Consider the following 23,063-nt stretch of genomic DNA (forward strand, 5'->3'; position numbering starts at 1 on the left):
CGGGCAGGCGTACCGCGTCGGCGCAGCCGACACAACGTTTAAGGAGACAGGCGCGCGATGCGCCACGCTCCATCGGCAAGCCGGAAAAATTTGATGCGATCGTGCAGGCGCGAATCACGGCCCTGCCAGAACTCGATGGCGTCCGGCACGAGCCGGTACCCCCCCCAGTGCGGCGGGCGCGGCGGGGCGTCGCCGAACTGGTGCCGGAAATCCGCTTCGCGTTGCTCGATGATGGATCGGTCGGCCACTTCGGCGCTCTGCACCGAGGCCCAGGCGCCCAGACGGGAGCCGACCGGTCGGGAGTGGTAATACGCGTCACTTTCTTCTGCGCTGACTTTCTCGACGCGCCCCTCGATGCGCACCTGCCGCTCGAGTTCGATCCAGTGAAACAGCAGGCAGCCATAGGGCGTGGCCGCCAATTCCTGTCCCTTGCGCGACTCGTAATTCGTGAAAAACGTGAATCCGCGTTCGTCGGCGCCCTTGAGCAGCACGATGCGCGCGTCCGGGCGGCCATCCGGGGTGACGGTGGCGAGCGTCATGGCATTCACTTCGGCCACCTGCGCCGAGAGTGCCTGCTCAAACCAGTGTCTGAATTGTTCGAACGGGCTGGGCGCCACATCGGTCTCGGAAAGCGAGCCGAGAACATAGTTGTTGCGCAGGTCCGCGAGAGAAAGCGTCTGAGTCACGACGATCGTAGTCGGTCTGATGCGGTTGGGGGTTGCAACACAGTATAGCGAAGAGTCGGCAAATGTGCGCACGTGACGATTTGTCGCCTCACACGAATATCAACCCTCCGAATGCCCCGTGAATCGGGCGTCTCGCGCTATGTGCTTGATATTTAATGAGTGAAGTATTTGTGCCGCTCCGACGTAGACGTCCCGGAAATCGATCGCGACGGCAGCGCCAAATCCATCACATCGGCATGGGCATTGCGTTGCATACTGCGTGCAATCGACGATGCGTCGGCCACGATCCCTGCATGGCCGACCCACGCCGGACTTACGGTTTCTCGCGTCCGGCGTCCGGACCGGTTGCGGCAGGCGGATTCGCACGGGACTTGCCGCCTGTCTTGCCGGACTTGCCGGCGCCGCTCGCGTCGGGCGCCGGTTTGACGTTCGCGGGATTGCGGTTGGGCGGATGTTGCAGATTGGCCAGTAATTCGCCGCACGGGCTGTCCTTGCCCGGGCCGAGTTCGAGCAACGGAACGAGCGCCGTGTACGGTGCCAGCACGCCCAGCGCGATGGCGCCGCCCGCACGGGCGACGAGCGTGGGCACATTCACGCCGACATCGGGATGCTTGAACGTGCCGCGCACATACAGCGGCGAGCGCAGCGACAACAGACCGAAGTGTTTCGGCTCCGGACGGATCGTCAGGTCGAAGCGCTCTCGCTTGAGATCGACCTGACCGGTAACGCCGATGCTCGTATCGTCCGTATCGATCACGAACGTGCGGGTGTCCATGACCCCGTCGCGCACCGCGAAGTCGGCGGCCGCACAACGCATCTCTATCTGCTTGTCGCCGAAGAGCTTGGTGAGCACGATGTTGCCCACGTTGAGCCCCATGTATTGCAGCAACAGCTTGCTGACCGAGCCACGGTCGATCAGCGTCTTGATCTCCCCGTTGGACGAGCCGGCCAGTGCCGCGACGGAGTTGCCGGTTGCGGTGAGCGCGGCGTCGCCGTTGACTTCGCCCACGCTTGTCTTCATCAGGTCGACGTCGGGCAACAATTGCTTGATCTTCAGATGTCGCAACGACACTTGCGAGTCCACCTTCATCGGTTCGGCCTGCCCGTTGAGCACCAGCGTCGACGTGATGCGCCCGCCCGCCACGCCGAACTCCAGCGGGCGCAGCGAGAGCACGCCGTCGTCGAGCACGAGATGCGTCACGAGATTGTCGATCGGCAGGCTCTTGTCCTTGATGATCTTGCGGCCCGTGAATTGCACGTCGGCGTCGATCGCGCGCCAGCGGTCGGTCTTGAACGGATCGACCGGCAGCACCTTGTCGGACGGCGGCGCTTTCGGCTTGCCCGACAAGTCGCTGCCGCCCGACGGGTTCTGTCCGCCGATGGCCGGCCCCAGATCGACGAGCCGCAATTGATTAGAGACCACCGCGCCTTGCAGAATATTGCGCGGTTCGCGCTGACGGAACACGAGCGTGCCCGACAGATCGCTCTGCCCGACCCTGCCCTGGAAGCGCTCGTAGCGCCACACCCCTGCCGTGTGCAGCAAATGGCCGTTGGTTTCGTAGGCGGGCGTTTCCGGCAGCAGCACGCCGGTGATCGGATACAGATCCGCCATCGTCGGGCCGGCCAGCTTCAGGTGCATGTCGAGCGCCGAGAGCGTGGCGGGATTCGTAAACGTACCCTTCGCGGCAATTTGCGTGCGACCGATGCGCACGTTGGCGTCGAGCGGATAGGGCTCGCCGGTGTCTTCGAGCGAGAGGACATCGCCGCCGCGCGCCTTGCCGGTGACGGCGACTTTCCGGAATGTGCCTTTCAGGGAGACGCCGATACCGTAGGGTGCCTGACCGTCGATGGTGGCGATGTTGGCGCTCAGATCGAGCTGTTGCGGGACGAGGCTGGCGCGTATCACACCGTCTTCGAGAATGAGACGGCCGATGCGCAGCTTCCACGGCGAGGGTTTGCCGTCGCCCTTGGCGAAGGTCCAGTTGTTCTGGCCGTCGGCGCGTTGCTCGACGATGACCTTCGGCGCGGACAGCGCGACTTCGGGCAGCACCACGTGCTTTTCGAGTAGTGGCAGCCATTCGAGCGAGAACGTGAGGCGGCCGACCGAGATCATGTTCGGCTCCTGACTCCACGCAACGTTGCCTAACACGATATCATTCGCGATCAGGCGAGGCCGCGGCAGCCAGCGCCCCAGACCCGGGGCCTGTGCGTTCGGCGCCAGCCAGTGCAGCGAGAGGTCGCCCCGGATTTCGAACGGGCGCCCCGTCGCGGTGCTCACTTCCCGGTTGATGAAGGGCCGGGCGTAGTTCCAGTCAAACCACGTGATGAACGCCGCGAATGCCAGCACGATGGCGACCATCGTGATCGCCAGCCATTTCAAGGACGTTACCCATCGCATCATGAACAGTACCCCGTCGATCGTTGTTGCTCCGGTGCCTGCCACGCCATCGGAGGTGGATTATGACGCGAACCGCCGTTTCGGCGGCCTCGCGCGTTTGTACGGTGACGACGGTCTCGCGCGCTTGCGTGAAGCCCACGTGGCCGTCATCGGCATCGGCGGCGTCGGCTCGTGGGTGGCCGAAGCGCTGGCGCGCAGCGCGGTGGGCCGACTCACCCTCATCGATCTCGATAACGTCGCCGAAAGCAATACCAACCGTCAGGTGCATGCCCTCGATGGCAACTACGGAAAACCGAAAGTCGCCGCGATGGCCGAACGCATCGTGGCCATCAATCCTGGATGCCAGCTTACGCTCGTTGAGGACTTCGTAGAACTGGAAAACCTCGATGCCATGCTGAGCGGCGGCTTCGACTGGGTGGTCGACGCCATCGACAGTGTGCGGGTGAAGACGGCTCTCATCGCATGGTGCGTGGCGCATAAGCAGCGTCTGATCACCGTTGGCGGAGCGGGCGGTCAGATCGATCCGACACGGATTCGTATCGACGATCTTGCCCGCACGATCCAGGATCCGCTGCTGGCGAAAGTGCGTGCGCAATTACGCAAGCAACATGGTTTTGTCCGCGGCCCGAAAGCCAAGTTCAACGTACCGGCGGTCTACTCGGACGAGCCCTTGCAGTACCCGGAGGCGGTGTGCGCGCCGGGCGAAACGCCCGATGTCGCTGCGGGGCCGCAGGGCCTGAACTGCGCGGGTTTCGGCTCGAGCATGTGTGTCACAGCGACATTCGGCATGGCCGCCGCCGCGCACGTTCTGAAGCAGGTCACAAAGGTCGGACGATAAAACGGCTTACGTAGCGGCCTGCGTACCGGGGCACCGACGTGCCCGAGATTTTCCCAAGCCTCGTGCGCGGCGTCTGTAACCAAAAGTTACGAGAGTGAGGAAAGTGAGGAAAGTGAGGAAAGTGAGGAAAGTGAGGAAAGTGACGAAAAGGGGGGGCGGTCTTGGGCAGTAAGCGTCGCACGATACCGCTCGATCGGTCTCTCGATTCCCAAAGCAAAACGGCCGGGGCAGTTCAGTCGCTGTGAACTGACCCCGACCGTTTTGTCTGACGGCTTCACTGCCTGCTTTGCGGACGTCGCATTGTTTCGTTGTGCATAACGAAACACGCGCCGATGCAAAAGCCTCAACGAGGCCCGGCGGTCCTTAGCGCAGTTCGCGACGCAGGACCTTGCCGACCGGCGTCTTCGGCAGTTCCTGACGGAACTCGATGACGTGCGGCACCTTGTAGTTCGTCAGATGCTGGCGGCAAAAGTCGATGATGGCCTTCTCGCTCAGCTCCGGCGACTTCTTGACGATCACGGCTTTCACCGCTTCGCCGGTGCGCTCGCTCGGCACGCCCACCACTGCCGATTCGAGCACGCCCGGGCACATCGCCAGCACGCTCTCGACTTCGTTCGGATAGACGTTGAAGCCCGACACGATGATCATGTCCTTCTTGCGGTCGGTGATGCGCACATAGCCTTTATCGTCCATCGTGCCGATGTCCCCGGTACGCAGCCAGCCGTCCGGGGTGATGGTCTTGGCCGTCTCGTCGGGGCGATTCCAGTAACCCTTCATGACTTGCGGGCCGCGCACGCAGATTTCCCCTTCCTGACCGAAGCCGAGCGCTTCGTTGGCGTCGTTGCGAATGCTGACTTCCGTGGACGAGATCGGCAGACCGATCGACCCGTTGAACTCGCTGCCCAGCGGGTTGATACATACCGCAGGCGCCGTCTCCGTCAGGCCGTACGCTTCGATCAGCGGATGCCCCGTGACCTTTTGCCAGCGCTCGGCCACGGCGCGTTGCACGGCCGCACCGCCGCCGAGGGCGCATTTGAGCGCGCTGAAATCGAGCTGATCGAATCCCGGCGTGTTGAGCAACCCGTTGAACAACGTATTCACGCCGGTCATGAACGTGAACTTCCACTTGCCCAGTTCTTTCACGAAGCCCGGCATATCGCGCGGGTTGGTGATGAGCAGGTTGAGGGCGCCGAGCTGGAGGAACACCAGGCAGTTCGCCGTCAGACAGAAGATGTGATAAAGCGGCAGGGCGGTGACGATGATCTCCTTGCCTTCTTCCAGGCCGGAGCCGATCCACGCGCGCGCCTGCAGCATGTTGGCGATCATGTTGCGATGCGTGAGCATCGCGCCCTTGGCCACGCCGGTCGTGCCGCCGGTGTATTGCAGGAATGCAATGTCGTCATGACCGAGTTGCACTTCCTGCAGCTTGGCGCGCGAGCCTTGCGCCATGGCGGTGAGGAAGGGCACTGCGTGCGGAATATGCCACTCGGGCACCATCTTCTTCACGTGACGCACGACATAGTTCACGATCCAGCGCTTGGGCGCGGGCACGAGGTCGCCGATCGCCGTCGTGATCACATGCTTGACCGGCGTATTCGGCAGGGCTTTTTGCAGCGTGGCGGCGAAGTTCTCGATGACGAGAATCGCGGCGCAGTCCGCATCCTTGAGCTGGTGTTCGAGTTCGCCCGCCGTATACAGCGGATTGACGTTCACGACGACCATGCCTGCGCGCAGGATACCGAACACGGCGACGGGGTATTGCAGCAGGTTCGGTGACATGATTGCCACACGCGAGCCGCGTTGCAAACCGGGCAGGCTTTGCAGATAGGCGGCGAAATCGCGCGACTTGCGTTCTAGGTCGGCGAAGGTCAGCGTTACCCCGAGATTGGTGAACGACGGACGATTCGCAAACTTCTGGCAGCTTTGCAGGAACAGATCGTTCAACGAACGATACGTGTTGACGTCGATCTCGGCCGGCACGCCGGGCGGATAGCTCTTGAGCCAGACTTTTTCCATGAGCGCCTCCTTGAATTTGGTTTTTATCGCATCATGGCCGCCGAGGGAAGTACCGGGTAAAAGTACGGGCGGTCCGATGCGTCGTTTCATCGCATGTCGTGTGGGGGGGGCGAGCGGGGCGTCTCCTTGCCCGATGCTGTCTCGCTTGCGCAGCAGGTGCGCCATTCGATGCGTTGCAAAAAGCCGTAGCATACCGTGCCGCCTCAAGGGCGAGCACATGGAATGCCCTGATTTGATGCGGGTTTGCGTGGAGTAATTGTTCTAGCGGCAAAGACTTGCCATTAAGGGCGATTCCGCGCTAATCCCGCATGGAAAGCCGGATGAGGCGGGCAAATCGGGGATGTGACAAAAGAATTGCAAAAAACACTTGCGTGGCCGGCTGGTTTCTTACATAATTCTGTTCTCACAGCGCGGCTGTAGCTCAGTTGGATAGAGTACTTGGCTACGAACCAAGGGGTCGTGGGTTCGAATCCTGCCAGCCGCGCCACCTATTTCGAGGGTCTCCTCACGGAGACCCTTAGTTTTTCGGGAGAGTCCTTCCCAGTGGCGTACCGGGTGCATTGTACCGGTGACGTTGATGAGAAGGTAGGCCGACAGCAGCAAAACGGCTGATCGGTATCTCGTGCAGTAAGTGCGGCTGTAGCTCAGTTGGATAGAGTACTTGGCTACGAACCAAGGGGTCGTGGGTTCGAATCCTGCCAGCCGCGCCAACTCAGTTGGCAAAAACGCTCCGAAAGCGAAAGCTCCCGGAGCGTTTTTCGTTTACCTCTCGTCTTCGCTGGGATGTGCGCTTCCATCGCGCTTTCTTCCCGCTTCCATCCCGCTTCCGTCCCGCTGTCTTTCCCGGCATGACGACCCTTCTCCCTGCGCCGTCATGCCGCGACGATCCATCGCAACCCGCAACCCGGCAACCCGGCAACCCGCGACAGACGTCAGCCCGTCGTCGGGCCCACTTGCCACCCCAACCCTAACGCCTTCTGCAACGTCACGAACGACTTGAGCAGTTGCGCGTCGCCTGCGATACGGTCTTGCTCCGCAGAGAAGCGTGTGCGCTCCGCGTCCAGCCAGTCGAGCGTGCTGGCCGTCCCGGCGCGATAGCGCTGGCGTGTGAGCGTGGCTGCACGCGAAGCCGAGGCCTCCACGCTCTGCAATCGGTAGACGTTTTGACGCTGATGTCCGTACCGCGCCAGCGCCACGTCCGCGTCGCGCAAGGCGGTGAGCACGGCGCTTTCGTACTTTGCCTGCGCCTGATCACGTCCGGCTCTGGCGCCGTCTACGCCAGCCTGCACGCGCCCGAAGTCGAGCGCGTTCCATTGCAGGCGCGGCAACGCGAGCCAACTGAAGTTGTCCTTGCGCAGCAGGTGGCCGGGATCGAGTGCGGAGTAGCCCAGTTCGCCCATGATCGAGAGCTTCGGAAACCAGTTCGCGGTCTGTATGCCGATCTGCGCGTTTTGCGACGCCAGACGTCGCTCCGCCGCACGAATGTCCGGACGCGCCTGCAACAACGCCGACGGGTCGCCGATCGCGACCTTCGCGGGCACCCGGGGCAGCGCCTTGGGCGATTTGAGTTCGTCGTCCAGCGAACCGGGTGCGCGGCCCGTCAGCAATGCCAACTGATCGAGCGATTCGATGACGTCCGCCTCCAGCGGCAATACCCGCGATTGCGTTTGTTCGACCTGCGTGAAGAGGCGTTCGACGTCGAGTTCGGACGCCACGCCGCCGGCGCGGCGCTGGCGCGTGAGATCGAGCATCTCGCCTTCGAGTTGCGCGGAGTCGCGCACAAGGGCGAGACGCGCTTGCTGGTCGCGAAGCGCCACGTACGCTTGCGCGACTTCGGCGGCAAGTTGTACATGGGCGTCGGCGAGATCCTCGGCGGCGGCATCGGCGTCGGCACTGGCGGCCTCGACTGCCCGGCGCGTGCCGCCGAACAGATCGAGTTCCCAACTCGCATCGAACCCGGCAATGTAAAGATCGAGCGGACCGCGCCCGCCACCGCTGCCGTTACCGCTCAGCGCGCCGAGATTCGGGGAACGCGTGCGAACCGCGGCGAGATCGACCGTCGCCTTCGGCAACAGATCGGCCTGATGACTGCGCAGGCTCGCGCGTGACTGCCGCACCTTCGCCTGCGCCGCGCGGATATCCGGACTATGCGCAATGGCGTCGTCGATCAGCGCGGTGAGTTGCGGGTCGTCGAGCGCGGTCCACCAGCGCGCGACGCCGGGTGTGTGGGCTTCGACGCCATCGCCCGCGTGGGCAAACGTCGCGCCGGAGCGCAGGGCGTCGTCGGCGACGCGGGGCGCGCCACGATAGTCCGGCCCCACGGTGCAGCCGGCGACGAGAAAGGCGGCGGCGAGCGCCAGGGTTCGTAGAGGAAAAGTCATGATCGATCAATGCCCACCGGAAGTGAAGCCGGCCGGTTGCTTGAGCATCAGGGCAAGCGGCACGCAAAACAGCAGCGCGATCCCCAGTGCATAGAAAGTCTCGGAAAACGTGATGACGCTCGCTTGTCTGGCGATCTCCGCGGCGAGTTGTGCGGTGGCCTGCAATTGCGCGTGCACCATATCGCCCGATTGCGCGAAGAAGCCCGCGGCGTTCTCCGAAAGATGCGCCTGCCCGATCGGGTTATTCGCCGTGAGCGACTCGCGCAGCAAGGCGTCGTGATAGTCGGTGCGACGATCGATGAGGGTGCCCAGCAGAGCGAGCCCCACGGAGCCGCCGAGATTGCGCGCCATGTTGTAGAGCCCGGCGGCGTCGCCGGCGTCCTGCGCATCGACGGCGGCCATCGACGCCTGATTGAGCGGCATCATCGCGAGCATCTGGCCGACACCACGCAGCAATTGCGACAGCGTGAAGTCGTGCCCCACGCTCTGTGCCGTGAGATCGATGTCGAGCATGCAACTGGCGAAGAAACACAGCAGCCCGATAATCACGAGCAGACGAATGTCCACGCGGCTGATGAGACGCGGCAGGAACGGCATCATCAGAAACGCCGGCAACCCGGAGAGCAGCATGATGTTGCCGGATTGCTGCGCGTTGTAGCCCGCAATGGTGGCGAGGAATTGCGGCAACAGATACGACACGCCATAGAGCCCGGCCCCGACCGTGAACACGATGTAGATCACGCTCGCGTAGTTCTTGTTGCCGAGCAGCGAGAGCTTGACGATGGGCTTCTCGGCGGTGAACTGCGCCACGAGCATCATGCCGATGCCGATCACCGACAGTATCGAGAGCCAGACGATCATGTGCGAGTCGAACCAGCGCTCGCGCTGACCTTCTTCGAGCACCACGGTGAGCGAACTCAGACCCACGGTCAGCCCCACGATCCCGAGCCAGTCCGCTTTAAAGAATGCCTGCAAGTTGGTTGGCTCGCGCTTCAGACCGAGCACCAGCAGCGCGACGATGGCGCCCGAGAGCGGCAGGTTCAGAAAGAAGCACCATCGCCAGTTCGCATTCTCGGTGAGCCATCCGCCGACGACGGGGCCGAGCAACGGCCCGAGCAGCACGATCAACCCGAACATCGCCATGCCGACGCCCATCTGGTGGCGAGGCAACCGCGTTCGGATGATCATCTGCGCCGTCGGAATCATCGCGCCGCCTGCGAAGCCCTGTCCGATACGACCGATGACCATTTCGGGCAGGCTGCTCGATACGCCGCACATCATCGAGAACAACGTGAAGAAGACGGCGTTGAGCATCAGAAAGCGGCGCAGGCCGAGCACGCGTGTGAGCCACGCCGCGAGCGGGATCATGACGATTTCCGACATCAGGTAGCCGGTCGAGATCCAGGTGCCTTCGGTGCCCGATGCCCCGATTTGCCCCTGAATCTGCGGCAGCGCCGAGTTCGTGATGGAGATATCGAGCGTGGCGAGCAGGGCGCCCAGCGCGCCGGCTGCGACCGCGATCCAGTCCGACGCCGACGCGTTTGGCGGCGTGGCCGCGCGCGCGTTGGTGACATGGTCTGCATGGGGGGCATGGGTGACGTCGTCGCCACCGGTATTAGCCACGTTGGACTCCGTTGTCGGCCGTGGCCGCGTTAGCATTCGACGGCTCGCTCACGCGCGGACCGACGCCGGATCCGAGCGGTGCGCTGAGCGAAAGCTGCGTCGATGGCTCGTTCGCTGCCGTGTTGGCCTGTGCGGCCGATCTGGCTGGCGCCGCTGTGGTAGCGGCTGCGGTGTGATGGGTGTCGACATCCGCCGTCACCGAAAGCCCGGGCAGCAGCACGGCACGCAAGGATGCCGGCGCGTCGAGACGAATGCGCACCGGCACCCGCTGCACGATCTTCGTGAAGTTGCCCGTCGCGTTCTGCGCGGGCAACAGGGCGAACTGCGAGCCCGTCCCCGGCGAGACGGAATCGACGACACCGTGGATCGGCTCGCCCGGCAGCGCGTCGACGTGAATCGTCACCGGCTGGCCGGGGCGCATATGCCCGACCTGTGTTTCTTTGAAATTGGCCGTCAGATAGACGTTCTGGACCGGCACGACCGTGAGCAGGCGGGTGCCCGGTTGCGCGAACTGACCGACGCGCACGGCACGATCGCCGACACGCCCGGCGAGTGTGCTCTTGACTACCGTGTCCGCGAGGTCGAGTTCGGCCTTGCGGGCGCTGGCCTGCGCCACGGCCAGTTGCGCCCTGGCTTGCGCGAGTGCGGCGACGAGCGTGTCCGTCTGGCGCTGCGTGGACTCAAGACTGGCCTCATTGCTCTTGAGCGCGGCGTCTGCGCGGGTGCTGGTGTTGCGTAACTCGGCCAGTCGCTCGTCCGTCTCGGCGCCGGTCGCGACAAGCGGCGCATAGCGCCTGACCTGACCGGCCGAATACACGGCGTTGGCCCGGGCGCTGTCGAGTTCGGCGCGCGCCTGCGCAATGGTCGCCGTGTGCTGCGACAACTCGGCCTGTGCGCGGGCGACGTCCGCCTCGCGCGCCGCCACGGTCGCGGCGGCTTCGTCGTAAGCGGCCTCATACTGGCGGGCGTCGAGCCGCACGAGCGGTTGGCCGACGCTGACCGTTTCGTTGTCTCGCACCAATACTTCGGTCACATAACCGCCGACTTTCGGCGCGACGGTCATGCTGTCGGCTTGCAGGTAGGCGTCGTCGGTCGACTCAATGAAGCGACCCACCAGCCACCAATGCGCACCCCAGCCGAGACCCGCGACGACGCCCAACGCAAGCGCGCCGAGCAAAAGCCGCTTGCGGCGCGAATTGGCCGGCGCCTCCGTCTGACCGGGCCTGCCGGCACTCTCCTGGGGGGCGGCTGCCGGGGTGGACGTCGGGGGCGCCATCGTCTGCACCGACGCCGATGGCTTGACCTGTGCTGCGGTGGTCATGGGAATTTCCTCAAATTATTCCAATCGGCAGAATTATTCCAGTTGATCGATTTATGTCAAGTGTTATATTTTTGACGAAAGTTTTGGCAAGTAAGGAGCGACATGACAGGAACTTCACGAGCGGGGCGCGTGCAAAGCGCAGCCTCGCGCCCGCGGCATGCGGTAGATACCGGATATCAGCGGGGTGAGGAGACGCGCGCGCGCATCATCCTCGCGGCGATCAAATGCTTCGGCGAGTTCGGGTTCACCGGCGCGTCCACGCGCGATATCGCGAATGCGGCGGGTGTGAACGCGCCCGCGCTTCAGTACTACTTCGACAACAAGGAAGGGGTGTACAAGGCTTGCGTCGAATACATCCTTGAGCTCGTACTCGGGCAGATGGGCGAAGCCATCGAGGCGGCCGAGCGGGTCGTGGCCGACCCCAAGGCCACCGACAAGCAACTGATCGACGCCTTTTGCGAGTTACAGAACCGCAAGGGCGGCTTCATGGAGAAGGGGCCGGAGATCGACGGCTGGCATATGTTCATGGCGCGCGAGCAGGCGGGCCTCGGCCCCGAGGCCGGGTTCAAGGTGTTTCACGATCGCTTCTCGAGCCGTCTGGCGTCGGTCGGCGCGAATATCGTGACGCGGCTCGCGGGCGTAGACCCCGACGACGAAGCGATGCGCATCCGCGCAGTGTGCATCAGTACGCTGGGCATGGCGTTTCGCGTGATGCGCCGCTCCGTCGATTGTTCGATGGGGTGGGGCACCGAGCCGAACCCGGAGCGTAACCGGATGGTGCGCGAGGCGGTGTTGGAGCAGACGCGCTATCTGTTGGAGCACACCGTGAAAGAACGCAAGGCGGCAGCGAAGTAAGCCGCGCGGCAGAAAAAATGGGGGCGCCGGTGAGCGCCCCCATTTTCGTTTCAACGCGAAGCCGCAGCGGTGCGATACCGATTCTTGGGCGACAGGAGCCGACGCCGAATGCTCGACGGCAGCCGCTGAATGACGAATGGTCCGTTACGAATGCGTCAGCACTCGCGCTTGCGGCTCGCCGTCGCGTTTGCGATACCAGAGGAAGTAGATCAGCAGGACGACGGCGACGAACGGCACCCCGAAGATCAGCGTCATGCGAAACACACCGGTGAAGAGCGTTGTAAGCATGATTGCAGCCATGAGCGCAGCGCCGAGCCCTGTAAGCCATGGGAAGCCCCACATGCGGAACGCCAGTGGCGGGCGCTTCTCGCGTTGCCACGCGCGACGGAAGAAGACGTGCGTGACGAAGATCATCATCCACGTGAGCATCGCCCCGAACATCGAGATCGCCATCATGAACGTGAACGACGACTCGGGGTACAGGAAGTTCACCAGCGTGGCCAGCGCTATGCCGACGGTCGAGAGCAACAACGCCGCGAGCGGCACCCCGCGCCGGTTCACTTCACCGAAGCGGGCCGGGGCGTACCCGGCGCGCGAGAGCGAGAACATCATGCGCGTTGTGATGTAGAGCTGGCTGTTCATCGACGAGAGCGCCGCGATCAGCACCACGAAGTTGATCACACCTGCGGCGCCGGGAATGCTGATCGCCTGCATCACTTTCACGAACGGGCTTTCGTCCTGGCCGGCGGCGGTCCAAGGCACGATGGCGAGCATCAGCGCAAGCGTGAGCAGGTAGAACAGCACGAGACGCACGACCGTCGAGCGGAAGGCGCGCGTGACCGCACGCTCCGGATTCTCCGCTTCACCGGCGGCGACCGCGATCATTTCGATGGAAAGGTAGCTGAAGATCGAGATGATGACGGCGACCCACATCCCCCACCATCCCTTCGGGAAAAAGCCGCCGTGTGCGGTGTAGTTCGCAAAGCCCGCGGGCGAGTGACCGGCGCTCGCGACCGAGTTCGGCGCGATGAACACTACGTACGCGCCGATCAGAATGAAGATGACGATCGCCGTGATCTTGATGAGCGAGAACCCGTATTCGATGGCGCCGAACAGATTCACCGACATGGCGTTCACAAGCACGAGGGCGGCCGAAAAGCCCGCGACCCAATACCAGCCGGGCACCTGCGGGAACCAGTACTTCATGTAGACGGCGATGGCGCTGACCTCGGTGCCTACGGCGAGCACGATGCACGACCAGTAGGCGTAACGCACCAGAAAACCGGCCCACGGTCCGATGTAGTGCTCGGCGTACGCGCCGAACGAGCCGGATGTCGGGTGCGCGACGGTCATCTCCGCCAGGCAACCCATGAGCATGAGCGCGATGAGTGCGCCGATGGCATAGGAGATAAGCACGCTCGGGCCGGCAAAGCCGATGGCGAAACCGCTGCCGAGAAAAAGCCCCGTGCCGATTGCGCCACCGATGGCGATCATGGCCATCTGGCTCGCGGTGAGCGAGCGGCGCAGGCCTTGCTCTCGCCGGACGATATGCGAGAAGTCGCGGGACTTCGCCGCAGCGCGTGGCTGGGGAGACTGGGAGTGACGCGTCATGACACACCTCCAGGACATCGCACGATCCCGGAAGAACGCGATATCCGCCTGAGTACAACATTGCTTGTCATTGCCCGTTGGCGCGCAGCGGTACGGCATCGGTCGATATCCCGACCTTGTTGCCGGCATCCCTGAATCGCCGGATCTCGGGATCGCAGGCGTGAACGGGCCCCGCCGCCCCGATCGACGCCGGGGCGGATCATACGAACCGCAAAGGTGAAGCCTTTTGGTGCAAAGGGCGCGAACCTGAGGTGCGCCCTGCGCCTGCACTTAGAAGATGTGGCGGATACCCGTGCCCACGCCGACTTGCGTCGAGTTACCCGGCAACTCGACGCGTGCTGCGCCGCTGACCTTGTTGTAGTCGACCGTGCCGTAGAGTTGCGTGCGCCTGGACAGCGCGTACTCGGCGAGCAGCACGTACGTGTAGCGACGTCCCGAACCGGCATCGCCCGCCTGGGCGTTGATGTTCTTGATGTCGTCGAAATACGCGGCGCCCGTAATGGCGAGGTTCGGCATGGCCTGAAGCGTCGTGCCGAGATAGAACGTCATGTCCTTGCGCGGATTGTCGTTCAGGTTGCCCGTGGCGACCGTGTGGGCCGGATCGTTGAGGGTGCCGTCGAGCCAGCCGCTGCGGTCGCGTCCACCCATGTAGCCGAGGAAAACTCTGGCGATGGACACGCTGTAGATACCGCCGAGGCCCCACATTTGTTGCACGCGCTTTTGCGCGTCGCGGGCTTGCTGATAGACGCCTGCGATCTGGAACGGGCCCATGGCGTACGCGGCGCGCGCACCCCAATAGTTGCTGGCGGCCAGGGTGCCGGCGGTGTTGCCGAAGCCGTAGGTCGCGCCCACGGACAGGCCGCCGAACGTCCCGGCGTAGCTCACGGCGTTATCCACACGACCTCGCGTGATGTTGTACATCCACGAGTTGTTCGCGTAATTGCCGATCGTGAGCGGGTCGAAGTCGCCGTAGACATTGAATGCCTCGGTGGCCTGACGGCCGATCTTGATCGTGCCGTACTGGTTCTGCAAGCCGACGAACGCGTAACGGTCGAACAGACGCGGACCGTTGGCGAGGGTGCCGTTCTGCGGGTTGATGCCCGACTCCAGCTGGAAGATCGCCTTCATGCCGCCGCCGAGATCTTCCGAGCCCTTGAAGCCGAAGCGGCTGTTGGTCACGGCGCCGTTGGCGACTTGCCAAAGCGCGTCGTTATTGGCGTTGGCGTTATTCTGGTAACGCACGCTCTGATCGACGATCCCGTAAAGGGTGACGGTGCTTTGCGCGGCTGCGGTGGTGCTCAAGGCGAGGCCGCATGCGGCCGAGAGAATGGCCAGACTGGCCGGAAATGCAGACTTCATGAGTCTCCTTGGTGCGTCTTGTCGACGTATTTTTAGGTGCTCTTTTAAACGGATCCGCTGTGCCTTCAGATAAAGGCGATTGCGGATTCTTTTCGGCACGACGACTGCAATAGCTGAAACGGCACCCGACCGGAATGCCTCACCCGACCGGCCTGGCGCCGAGGGCTATCATATCAACGCAAAAATTGAATTTGCTTGCTATTTCTAGCAGGCAACTGGCGGTAAGTCGAAGGATCTGCCAGAATCCCGGGAAACTTGATGGATTCTGCCAATGAACCTCGACCTTGCCGATCTGCGCATCCTCCGCCATCTGGAACTCAATGGCCGCATCTCCAATCAGGAGCTGGCAGACGCCGTCGGCCTATCGCCATCGGCATGCCTGCGCCGCGTGAAATTGCTGGAGGACCGGGGAGTGATTTCCGGATATCGCTGCATCGTGGACGCACAGCATATCGGTCTGGAGTTCGAAGCGCTAGTGCAGATCACGTTGCGTCCGGACGTCGATCAATGGCATGAAAAATTTCTCGCGTGCGTGCAGAACTGGCCCGAAGTCGTGACGGCCCGCATCGTTACCGGCTCGGCCAATTACATCTTGACGGTAAGAGCGCGCAACCTCGCGCATTACTCCGACTTTATCGTCAATGAGCTCTATCGGGCTCCCGCCGTGATGTCGATTCAATCGAACATCGTGCTAAAGACAATTAAACATACGCAGTCACTGGTCGACCTCGTAAAGCAGAAATAAAAAATCTAGAAGATATTAATTATTCTCGAAATATGAGAATGCATTCTTAAAATAAGAGACGCAGCATGGCAGTGATCACCACCATCGAGGACTTACGGGTTCTGGCAAAAAAGCGCGTACCGCGCATGTTCTATGAGTATGTCGATTCCGGGTCCTGGACCGAATCCACCTATCGGGCGAATGCGGCGGACTTCGGCAACATCGAGTTCCGTCAGCGGGTGGCGGTGAACATCGAGCATCGCAGCACACGCACTACGATGCTGGGGGAATCGGTGGCCATGCCGGTGGCGCTGGCCCCGACCGGAATGACGGGCATGCAGCATGCCGACGGCGAGATTCTGGCCGCACGTGCGGCCGAGGCGTTCGGCGTGCCGTTCACGCTCTCGACCGTGTCGATCTGCTCCATCGAAGACGTGGCGGCGCACACCAGGGCGCCGTTCTGGTTCCAGTTGTACGTGATGCGCGATCGCGACTTCATCGAGCGGCTGATCGATCGGGCAAAGGCTGCCGGATGTTCCGCATTGATGGTGACGATGGATCTGCAAATCAGCGGCCAGCGCCACAAGGACATCAAGAACGGCTTGTCGGCGCCGCCCAAGCTGACGTTGCCGAACATCGCGAACATGATGACCAAGCCGCGCTGGTGCATGGGCATGCTGGGCACGCGCCGTCGCACCTTCGGCAATATCGTGGGGCACGCGAAGGGCGTAGACGACATCGGTTCGCTGGCAGCGTGGTCGGCGGCGCAATTCGATCCGTGCCTGTCGTGGGACGACGTCGAGTGGATCAAGAAGCGATGGGGTGGCAAGCTGGTGCTCAAAGGCGTGCTCGATCCGGAGGATGCGCGCGCCGCGCGCGACACGGGGGCAGACGCCATTGTGGTGAGCAATCACGGTGGCCGTCAGTTGGACGGGACGATCTCCACGATTCGCGCCTTGCCGGACATCATGGCGGCGGTAGGGCGCGACACGCAAGTCTGGCTCGACGGCGGCATTCGCTCGGGGCAGGACGTGATCAAGGCTATGGCGCTGGGAGCGAAGGGCACGTTGATCGGGCGTCCGTTCCTGTATGGGCTGGGCGCGATGGGCGAGGCGGGGGTGCGTCGCGCGCTGGAAGTGATCGCGAAGGAAATGGACGTGACGATGGCCCTGACAGGGCGCACGACGATCGATCGCCTCGACACCTCGATGCTGATCCCGGGCAGTTTCCCGACGGGCATCGGTCCGTACCCCCCGGCGCCCGGCGGGGCGTAATACGACTTGCACGACTTGCGCGATTTCACGGGATCGCGCCATGGCGAAAGCCAAAACTGAAACCGGGAACGAGACCGAAGCCGAGACCGAAGCCGAGACCGACACCGAAAGCGAAACCAGAATGACAACGGAAACCGCAGCCGTCACGCTGCGGTTTTTTTGTTTCGGCTCCCCAACTTTGTGCGCGCTCCCATCGTGCACATCGCACCGCATTCGTGCATTCGGCACAACATCTGCGCTCCCCGCTTGCGGGGCGTCGGGCGCTCTGCCTTGACCGACGGGTGTTTCCTCTGTCTGGCACAGCCCTTGCATAAGGATTCCGCAAACTTGTACACAAGAAGGAATACCAGATGCAAACCTGGACGATCACGCAGTGGCTCACCGCCTATCGCAACGGGGCCACGCCCGCGCAATTGCTCGGCGAACACGTCGCGTCGCTTGTACCCGGCGATGCCGCGTGGATTTCGACGGTCACGCCTGCCGTGCTCGAGGCACAGCTGACGCGTCTCGACGCACGGCTCGCCGCCGTCGGAGGCGACATGCGCAAGTTGCCGCTCTACGGCGTGCCGTTCGCCGCGAAAGACAATATCGACGTCGCCGGATTCGAGACGACGGCCGGTTGTCCCGCGTTTGCTTATGCGCCCGACACCGATGCGACCGTCGTGCAGCGTCTCGTCGAGGCGGGCGCCATTGTGATCGGCAAGACCAATCTCGATCAGTTCGCCACGGGGCTCGTCGGGGTGCGCTCGCCCTATGGCATTCCCACCAACACGTTCGACCCCGCATACATCTGCGGCGGTTCCAGCTCGGGCTCCGCGAGCGTCGTGGCGCGCGGCATCGTCCCCTTCGCGCTCGGCACCGATACGGCCGGGTCGGGGCGCGTGCCCGCCGGACTGAACAACATCGTCGGCCTCAAACCCACGCGCGGTGCGCTCAGCAACACCGGCGTGGTGCCGGCATGCCGCACGCTCGATTGCGTGTCCGTCTTTGCGACGACCGCCGCCGATGCCGCACGCGTATACGATGTTGCTGCGGCGTTCGATCCGCAAGACGGACTGTCGCGCGAAGCGCCGGCCGGGGCGATGCGCTGGACAGTCCCCGCTGCGCCACGCTTCGCGATTCCGGCAGATCCGGAGTTCTTCGGTGACGAACTGGCCGCCAAAGCGTTCGAGGCAGCGGTTGCCCGAATCGAAGCGCGCGGCGCGACCTGCGTGCCCATCGACTTTTCGTTGTTCGACGATGTGACGCAACTGTTGTACGACGGTGCATGGGTGGCCGAGCGCTACGCCGCCATTCGCGACTTCGCGCAGACGAATGAAGCCGACATCCACCCGGTCGTGCGCGAGATCATCTTCAAGGCGAAGGACTTCTGCGCTGCGGATACCTTCGCGTCGATGTACCGGCTGGCCGATCTCAAGCGTCGTGCCAACGCCGTGCTCGCACCGTTCGATGCCCTGCTCGTGCCGACCGCGCCCACGCATTATCGGATCGACGACATGCTCGCCGATCCGGTTCGGCTCAACAGCCGCCTCGGCAAGTACACCAACTTCGTGAACCTGCTCGACTGGAGCGCGTTCTCCGTGCCCGCCAGTTTGCGCGACGACGGTCTGCCGTTCGGTATCACTTTCATCGCCGACGCATGGCGCGAGCGCGCACTGGCCGAGTTTGCCGACGGGTGGCATCGCGCGACGGGGTTGACGAGAGGCGCCACGGGGCAGCCGCTGCCGCTCGACGACGCCGTATCGTCGAGCGCACGAGGCGAGGTGCCGGTTGCTTCGGCGGCTCCGTCGTCATCTTTGTCCTCTTCGACATCGTTGCCCTCGTTGCTGTCTCCGCACGCTTCGCCCCCGAGCGCCTCGAACGACCCTACGTTCCCCACCGCGATCCGTGTCGCGGTGGTCGGGGCGCACCTTCGCGGCATGCCGCTCAATCACGAGTTGACGCGTCGCGGCGCGCAGTTCGTCGAGAGCACGACCACGTCGGCCAACTACCGGCTGTTCGCCCTCGCCAACACCTCACCGCCGAAGCCGGGATTGCTACGCGCCGACGACGGTGCGGCGATCCAGTTGGAGTTGTGGGACGTACCGTCCGCCGCGTTCGGCTCGTTCGTGGACGGCGTGCCCGCCCCGCTGGGCATCGGCACCGTCACGCTGGCCGACGGGCGTGAGGTCAAGGGATTCATTTGCGAGCCGTTTGCGCTGCATCAGGCAAAGGACATCACGGCGTTCGGCGGATGGGCGTCCTATCTCGCCAGCCTCTCTCACGTCTGCGGCAACGTTTCCAACACTGCAACGCCCATGAACGGCGCTACGCCGTCCGACGCCTGAGGACCCCCCATGTTCGATACCGTTTTGATCGCCAACCGGGGCGAAATCGCCTGCCGCATTGCCCGAACGCTCAAGCGCATGGGCATTCGCGCCGTCGCCGTTTATTCCGATGCCGACCGAAACAGTCTGCATGTCGGGGCGGCGGATGTCGCCGTCGCGCTGGGCGGCAACACGGCCGCCGAGAGTTACCTCAACGCCGACCTCATCATCGCCGCAGCCCGGCAGACGGGGGCGCAGGCCATCATCCCCGGCTACGGTTTCCTGTCCGAGAACGCCGAATTCGCCCAACGATGCGAGGCGGAGGGCATCGCCTTCGTCGGCCCGACGGCCCAACAAATGGCGCAATTCGGCCTCAAGCATGCGGCGCGTGAACTCGCGCAAGCCGCCGGCGTGCCGCTCACGCCCGGCTCCGGTCTGCTGGCCGACGTCGATGCCGCGCGTGACGCCGCGCAGGCCATCGGGTACCCGGTGATGCTCAAGAGCACTGCGGGCGGTGGCGGCATCGGCCTCACGCGCTGCAACGACGAAGCCGAACTCGTCGCTGCGTTCGCGTCGGTGCAACGGCTGGGACAATCGTTTTTCTCCAACGGCGGTGTATTCGTGGAGCGCTTCGTGGACCGCGCGCGTCACGTCGAAGTGCAGATCTTCGGTGACGGTCTCGGCCAGGTGCTCGCGTTGGGCGAGCGCGATTGCTCGCTGCAACGGCGCAATCAGAAAGTCGTGGAGGAGACGCCCGCACCGAACCTTCCCGAATCCGTTCGCGCGCGCCTGCTCGATGCCGCTGCGAGTCTGGGACGCGCCGTCAATTACCGTTCCGCGGGCACCGTCGAGTTCATCTACGACGAGGCGCAACAGGCGTTCTACTTCCTCGAAGTGAACACGCGGTTACAGGTGGAGCACGCAATTACCGAGTGCGTGAGCGGCGTCGATCTGGTCGAGTGGATGATTCGCACCGCCGCCGGCGAGCCGCCTGCGCTGGACCAGCCGGTGACGGCCGCCGGCGCTTCCATCGAGGTGCGTATCTACGCAGAGAATGCGCTGCGCAACTTCGCGCCCAGTCCCGGCACGCTGACCGAAGTGCGCTTCCCGGCGGACGTGCGTGTCGACGGCTGGGTCGACACCGGCACCGATGTCTCGGCGCACTACGATCCGATGCTCGCCAAGCTGATCGTGCATGCGGACAGTCGCGCCGAGGCCATCGCGAAGATGAAGCGGGCGCTGGCCGACACGCGGTTGTCGGGCATCGCCACGAACCTCGACTATCTGCGTCACGTGATCGACAGCGAAGGCTTCGCCGCAGGCGACGTGTCGACGCGTTATCTCGACAGCCTCGTCTATCGTCCCGAGGTCGTCGAAGTGCTCGAAGCGGGCACCTATACGACCGTGCAGGACTACCCGGGACGCGTAGGCTATTGGGATATCGGCGTGCCGCCGTCCGGCCCGATGGACGACTGGGCTTTTCGTCTGGCTAACCGCATCGTAGGCAATGCACCGGAGGCGGCGGGCATCGAGACGACCGTGCTGGGCCCGACGCTTCGTTTTCACTGCGATACGGTCATCGCGCTCACGGGCGCGCCGACCGACGGCGATATCGACGCAGAACCGCTGACGTTCTGGACGCCCATCACGGTCAAGGCCGGGCAGACGCTGCGCATCGGCCGTGCCACGAGCGGTTGCCGCACGTATCTTGCCGTGCGGCACGGTCTTGATGTCCCCGTCTATCTCGGTAGCCGCTCGACATTCGCGCTCGGCCAGTTCGGCGGCCACGCCGGACGCACGCTTCGCCCGGGCGACGTGTTGCCGGTGCTTGGCACGCCGGCGGACCTTGCGTCACATCAGGGTGCCCCTCATGCACCCTCGGCATTGCCCGACACGCTCGTGCCCGCCTACGGCAAGACGTGGGACATCGGTGTGCTGTACGGCCCGCACGGCGCGCCGGACTTTTTCACGCGCGAATCCATCGACACGTTTTTCGCGAGCGAGTGGGAAGTGCACTACAACTCGAACCGTCTGGGGATTCGTCTGAGCGGGCCGAAGCCGCAATGGGCGCGCGCCGACGGCGGCGAGGCGGGCCTGCATCCGTCGAACGTCCACGACTGCGAGTACGCCATCGGCAGCATCAACTTCACGGGCGATATGCCGGTGATCCTGACACGAGACGGCCCGAGCCTCGGCGGCTTCGTTTGCGCGGCGACCATCGTCAAAGCCGAGTTGTGGAAGGTCGGTCAGGTCAAGCCGGGCGACAGGATCCGGTTTCGCGAGATGACCTTCGACGAGGCGCTCGCCCTCGAACGGGCGCAGGACACGTTCCTCGCCGACTGGCAGGTGACGACGAAGGTCGCCCCGACGTTTGAGACGGAACGCGGCGAACGGGGTGAGCCGATCCTGTTCGAGGCGCCGGAGCAGGACACCCGTCCCAAGACCGTATTCCGCCAGGCGGGCGACAAGTACATCCTCATCGAGTACGGCGAGAACGTACTCGATCTGAATCTGCGCTTTCGCGTGCATGCGCTCATGGAAGCGCTGAAGGCCCGCCTGGTGCCCGGCGTGCTGGAATTGTCGCCGGGTGTGCGCTCGCTTCAGGTGCGCTACGACTCGCGTGCGATCCCGCAGCGCGTGCTCGTCGACGCGTTGCGCATGGCCGACGCGTCGCTTGCCGACGTCGCCACCATGAAGGTGCCCAGCCGTGTCGTCTATCTGCCGATGGCCTTCGAAGACACCGCGACGCTCGATGCCGTCGCGCGCTATCGTCAGTCCGTGCGCGACACGGCGCCGTGGTTGCCCAGCAACACCGAGTTCATGCGACGCATCAACGGACTGGATTCGGTCGACGACGTGCGCGATGTCCTCTACAGCGCGAGCTACATGGTGCTCGGGCTGGGCGACGTCTACCTCGGTGCGCCGTGTGCGGTGCCGGTCGACCCGCGTCACCGGCTGCTCACGTCGAAGTACAACCCTGCGCGGACCTATACCGCCGAGGGCACCGTGGGGATCGGCGGCGTCTATATGTGCATTTACGGGATGGACTCGCCGGGCGGCTACCAGCTCGTGGGACGCACGCTGCCGATCTGGAACAAGTTTCTGAAGAACGAGGTGTTCGTCGACGGCAAACCGTGGCTCCTGCGCTTCTTCGATCAGGTGCGTTTCTATCCGGTGAGCGAAGCGGAACTCGACACGTTGCGCAACGACTTTCGGGAAGGGCGCAGTGCGTTGCGTATCGAGGAGGAGGTTTTCGATCTGGGCGCATACAATGACTTCCTCGCGCGCATCGAGCCGGAACTCGCGGCGTTCCGCGACAGGCAGCAGACGGCTTTCGATGCCGAGGTCGAGCGCTGGGCGATGCACACGGATGCCGACACGGCCGAGCCCCATGCCGGTGCGCAGCGGGCTCAGGCCATCGATCTGAGCGGCTCGACGGTGTCGGCGGATATCTCCGGCAGTGTCTGGAAGCTGCTCGCGACGCCGGGCGCGAGTGTGAGCGCCGGCGATCCGTTGCTGATTCTCGAGGCGATGAAGATGGAGTTTCAGGTCTGCGCGCCGTGCGACGGCACCGTGAGGCAGTTTCATTGCCTGCCCGGCATGACGATCAACGCTGGAGAACCGTTGGTGTCATTGGTATGAGCGTATTCTCCGAACCGCTTTCCCCAGAT

General features: G+C 63.8%; 14 protein-coding genes and 2 tRNA genes. 8 read left to right on the forward strand and 8 right to left on the reverse strand.

What is annotated here, in order from left to right:
• Positions 1–38 precede the first annotated feature (38 nt).
• Both pdxH and PAN31108_RS05950 read right to left on the reverse strand, forming a co-directional pair.
• Positions 39–686, reverse strand: coding sequence for a pyridoxamine 5'-phosphate oxidase (pdxH, locus tag PAN31108_RS05945; RefSeq protein ID WP_150668214.1), 648 nt, complete (start codon positions 684–686; stop codon positions 39–41).
• Positions 687–999: 313 nt separating this feature from the next.
• Positions 1,000–3,045, reverse strand: a complete 2,046-nt coding sequence (locus PAN31108_RS05950; protein ID WP_246183805.1) for an AsmA family protein — start codon at positions 3,043–3,045, stop codon at positions 1,000–1,002.
• 40 nt (positions 3,046–3,085) lie between these two features.
• On the opposite strand from PAN31108_RS05950, the gene tcdA reads away from it, so the two are divergent.
• Positions 3,086–3,922 carry a tRNA cyclic N6-threonylcarbamoyladenosine(37) synthase TcdA gene (tcdA, locus tag PAN31108_RS05955; RefSeq protein WP_150667978.1) on the forward strand — a complete coding sequence of 279 codons (837 nt, stop codon included), beginning with the start codon at positions 3,086–3,088 and terminating at the stop codon, positions 3,920–3,922.
• Positions 3,923–4,285: 363 nt separating this feature from the next.
• Here the strand turns inward: tcdA and PAN31108_RS05960 are convergent, their stop codons facing one another.
• Positions 4,286–5,938: an AMP-binding protein gene (locus PAN31108_RS05960; RefSeq protein ID WP_150667979.1), complete on the reverse strand. Its 1,653-nt coding sequence runs from the start codon at positions 5,936–5,938 to the stop codon at positions 4,286–4,288.
• A 410-nt stretch (positions 5,939–6,348) separates the two neighbouring features.
• Between PAN31108_RS05960 and PAN31108_RS05965 the strand changes: the two genes are divergently transcribed.
• Together PAN31108_RS05965 and PAN31108_RS05970 are read left to right on the forward strand one after the other, a co-directional pair.
• A tRNA-Arg gene (locus PAN31108_RS05965) sits at positions 6,349–6,425 on the forward strand.
• 146 nt (positions 6,426–6,571) lie between these two features.
• A tRNA-Arg gene (locus PAN31108_RS05970) sits at positions 6,572–6,648 on the forward strand.
• Positions 6,649–6,870: 222 nt separating this feature from the next.
• On the opposite strand, the gene PAN31108_RS05975 is transcribed toward PAN31108_RS05970, so the two are convergent.
• The 3 genes from PAN31108_RS05975 to PAN31108_RS05985 all read right to left on the reverse strand — a co-directional run bounded on the left by PAN31108_RS05975 (position 6,871) and on the right by PAN31108_RS05985 (position 11,263).
• A complete protein-coding gene (locus tag PAN31108_RS05975; RefSeq protein ID WP_150667980.1) occupies positions 6,871–8,319 on the reverse strand; it encodes an efflux transporter outer membrane subunit in 1,449 nt (482 codons plus the stop codon).
• Between the two features lie 6 nt (positions 8,320–8,325).
• On the reverse strand, positions 8,326–9,840 hold the full coding sequence (locus tag PAN31108_RS05980) for a DHA2 family efflux MFS transporter permease subunit (protein ID WP_246183825.1): 1,515 nt from the start codon (positions 9,838–9,840) through the stop codon (positions 8,326–8,328).
• Between the two features lie 94 nt (positions 9,841–9,934).
• Positions 9,935–11,263, reverse strand: coding sequence for an HlyD family secretion protein (locus PAN31108_RS05985; RefSeq protein WP_150667982.1), 1,329 nt, complete (start codon positions 11,261–11,263; stop codon positions 9,935–9,937).
• A 102-nt stretch (positions 11,264–11,365) separates the two neighbouring features.
• Between PAN31108_RS05985 and PAN31108_RS05990 the strand changes: the two genes are divergently transcribed.
• Positions 11,366–12,118, forward strand: coding sequence for a CerR family C-terminal domain-containing protein (locus tag PAN31108_RS05990; protein ID WP_150667983.1), 753 nt, complete (start codon positions 11,366–11,368; stop codon positions 12,116–12,118).
• Between the two features lie 144 nt (positions 12,119–12,262).
• Here the strand turns inward: PAN31108_RS05990 and PAN31108_RS05995 are convergent, their stop codons facing one another.
• Positions 12,263–13,729 carry an amino acid permease gene (locus PAN31108_RS05995; RefSeq protein ID WP_174994869.1) on the reverse strand — a complete coding sequence of 489 codons (1,467 nt, stop codon included), beginning with the start codon at positions 13,727–13,729 and terminating at the stop codon, positions 12,263–12,265.
• 270 nt (positions 13,730–13,999) lie between these two features.
• Complete coding sequence (locus PAN31108_RS06000; RefSeq protein ID WP_150667984.1) at positions 14,000–15,088, reverse strand: porin; 1,089 nt, start codon at positions 15,086–15,088, stop codon at positions 14,000–14,002.
• Between the two features lie 271 nt (positions 15,089–15,359).
• Here PAN31108_RS06000 and PAN31108_RS06005 point away from each other — a divergent pair, with 271 nt between their 5' ends.
• The 4 genes from PAN31108_RS06005 (at position 15,360) to uca (ending at position 23,034) form a co-directional block, all read left to right on the forward strand.
• Positions 15,360–15,833, forward strand: a complete 474-nt coding sequence (locus tag PAN31108_RS06005; protein WP_039372583.1) for an Lrp/AsnC family transcriptional regulator — start codon at positions 15,360–15,362, stop codon at positions 15,831–15,833.
• Positions 15,834–15,898: 65 nt separating this feature from the next.
• Complete coding sequence (locus PAN31108_RS06010) at positions 15,899–17,086, forward strand: alpha-hydroxy acid oxidase (protein ID WP_150667985.1); 1,188 nt, start codon at positions 15,899–15,901, stop codon at positions 17,084–17,086.
• 350 nt (positions 17,087–17,436) lie between these two features.
• Complete coding sequence (atzF, locus tag PAN31108_RS06020; RefSeq protein WP_150667986.1) at positions 17,437–19,413, forward strand: allophanate hydrolase; 1,977 nt, start codon at positions 17,437–17,439, stop codon at positions 19,411–19,413.
• 9 nt (positions 19,414–19,422) lie between these two features.
• Positions 19,423–23,034 carry an urea carboxylase gene (gene uca, locus PAN31108_RS06025; RefSeq protein WP_150667987.1) on the forward strand — a complete coding sequence of 1,204 codons (3,612 nt, stop codon included), beginning with the start codon at positions 19,423–19,425 and terminating at the stop codon, positions 23,032–23,034.
• Positions 23,035–23,063: the final 29 nt, after the last annotated feature.

This window comes from Pandoraea anhela (genome assembly GCF_902459655.1).
GTDB lineage: Bacteria > Pseudomonadota > Gammaproteobacteria > Burkholderiales > Burkholderiaceae > Pandoraea > Pandoraea anhela.